The sequence below is a fragment of the Steroidobacter sp. genome (assembly GCF_016790065.1).
In the GTDB taxonomy this organism is placed as follows: Bacteria; Pseudomonadota; Gammaproteobacteria; order Steroidobacterales; family Steroidobacteraceae; genus Steroidobacter.
In genome coordinates, this window is the sequence record NZ_JAEUPY010000483.1 from 1 (window position 1) to 2,444 (window position 2,444).

Consider the following 2,444-nt stretch of genomic DNA (forward strand, 5'->3'; position numbering starts at 1 on the left):
AGTTCTGGGCAATGTAAGGCGTGAGCGTGACAACGCACGGCGCAGGCGCTTGCTGACCTTTGGGTTTGTAGACAATGGCGCTGAGTTGCACGCCATCTCGCAGCGGAATCTTCACGTCCCACTGAAACGCCACCTTGTTAACTTCAGCAGGGGCTGGCGGCGGCAAAACAATTTTCGGCGCCGACAACTCGACCCGGTCGGGCAAGTGGGTTGTGTCGCCCGTGCGCAGGAACTGAAGAATGGACTCGGTGACTGCCGGCAACTCTCGACGCACGCGGGAGAAAGCATTGTGACCTCCCCGGCTCACAGTCAATGTCCGCCCGTTGACGAAGTACGGCACGGTGTCGGCTAGATTCTCGATGGGTGTGTATATGTCCCAGTCGCCTTGCACGAACAGCACCGGAATGTCGCTCTTCACTTCGCTACGCAGCGCATCTCCGACATCCGCGGTCGGCCACACCGAAGCGGACGCAAGGTAGGCATCGAAACCCCAGGCACCGAGATAATCGAGCGCCGGGTCCGTCCGTAGCCGGCGTTCGCGTTCCGCCGTGACACCGATGCTCGTATCGATGAGCGGCCCGACCGCGTCAATGTCGGGATCGCCGCCTTGCCGGCGCCGAGCAACGTTACGCGCCCAGTCTTCGTAGCGACCTTCATGAAGTGACAGCAGCGACGCTGGCATCGAAAGACCGGGCGCATCGAGTTGCAGCACCCAGTCACGACGCAGATCATCCGGCCCGAGCACCACGCGCTCATCGTCGATCTGGACCGAGCGCGGCGACTTCTTCAGAGCTTCGAGCACTTCGCGCGCAACCTGGGCAAAGCCCCCGGGAGGCAGGCGCGCGGCAATCGCCGGGTCACGCTCCGCATCGCTCCACTGGCGACGAATCGCTGCAAAGACATTCGAAGGAATGTCGTACGTGGCACCGAGCGGTTCAACGCCAGACAGCACTGCACGCGCAATGGAGCTCGGATACAAACGCATGGTCGCGAAGCTCCACTGCGAGCCGAAACTCTGGCCGACAAGAGTGATGCGGTCGTAACCCAGTGCGCGGCGCAGTTCTTCTACGTCGGTTGCGCATTCCAGGACAGTGTAGCCGCGCAGATCGACGTTGCTGTTTGCATAGTGCGCAACCGTCGCCTGCGCCCGAGCGACACTCGTCGCGGTATCGCGGGCCAGGCTCGCTGGCTCATCGAGCGGTTCGACGGGCCTGGGTTGAACGTACTTCAGTCGGTCGCCCACACTGAAGCCCCGTTGATCGACCAGCACCACGTCGCCGACGCTTCGATAGCGTTTGATATCTCGCATCATGTAGCCAAACAACGGCGATTTCGGATCCAGCCAGTCGAGGTAGGACTGACCGGGCCCGCCCGGCAATTGAAACGTCGGCGGCGCGGTGCTGGGCGAGAGCGAACGAAAGCGAACGAATCCCACAGCGATGCGCCGACTGCCCGGGTCGCTGCGATTCTCCAGCACCGAGAGCGTGCCCAACTCGTAATCGACCCGCTCGCCATCGGGTGTCAGCAGAGACTTGTGCTCGATCACGACATCGCTCGAAACCGCTTGCGCCTGTCTCTGCCACCACGACTCCGGTGCCGGCTTCTCCTGCGGCCACACAGAGTTCAGCGTTGCGGCTTCGTACAGACGTCCGTTGACCATGACGTAACGAAGCGCTTCGCTGTTACGAATGTCATCGAGCGGATTGCGGTCGAGGATTTGCAGGTCCGCGAGCTTGCCGGGCTCGAGCGAGCCGAAGTTGCGGCCGTGACCAATCGCCTGTGCGCCCATGAAGGTCGCGAGCTTCAGCGCGTCGTGTGGACGCATGCCACCCTCCACGTAAGTGCGCAAAGACCAATGCACACCCAGCCCGTGAATCGCGCCGTGTCCACCAAATGCGACTCGACCACCGGCAGCCATTAGCGCCACCGGCTGCGCCACCAACTCCTTGGAGGTGTATCGCGGCTCCAGCGGACCGGCCCGCGAGCCGACACTCAGATACTCGATCTCCTCTCGCGGAAAGAATCGAGCAACTTTGGGGTCGCCATACAAACCGTGCTCCTGCACGTACTGCTCGAGCCGATCCTGCCCGCCCGCCTGCCCTTCCAGCAGCGTCGGCGCGATGGTCGTGCCGCTGGCCGCGACGATGGGCAACAGATCCTGATAAAACCGGGCAGCGGTGGCCATGTGCTCTTGCCCCCCATAACCGTCGAAGATTCGGGTCAGGCTGTATTTGAAATCGCTGTTGGCCTCCGCCGTCGGCGTGAGCCGATAGTCGCGCGCGGCTGCGACCAACCATTGGTGAGCCTGCCGATCGGCATTGGTCATGTAGTCCTTGAGCGTTTCGGTGCGGTAGTACTTTGCATACCGCTTCGCGACCGAGCGTGCGTCCTGCGCACTATGAATCTCATCCGACAAGAACACGCCACGGCCCGTCGTGAAGAAA

General features: G+C 62.3%; 1 protein-coding gene. It reads right to left on the reverse strand.

The features are described from left to right. Positions 1–2,444: alpha/beta fold hydrolase (locus JNL55_RS19925; RefSeq protein ID WP_293857740.1), on the reverse strand; the 2,444-nt coding region annotated here is incomplete at both ends.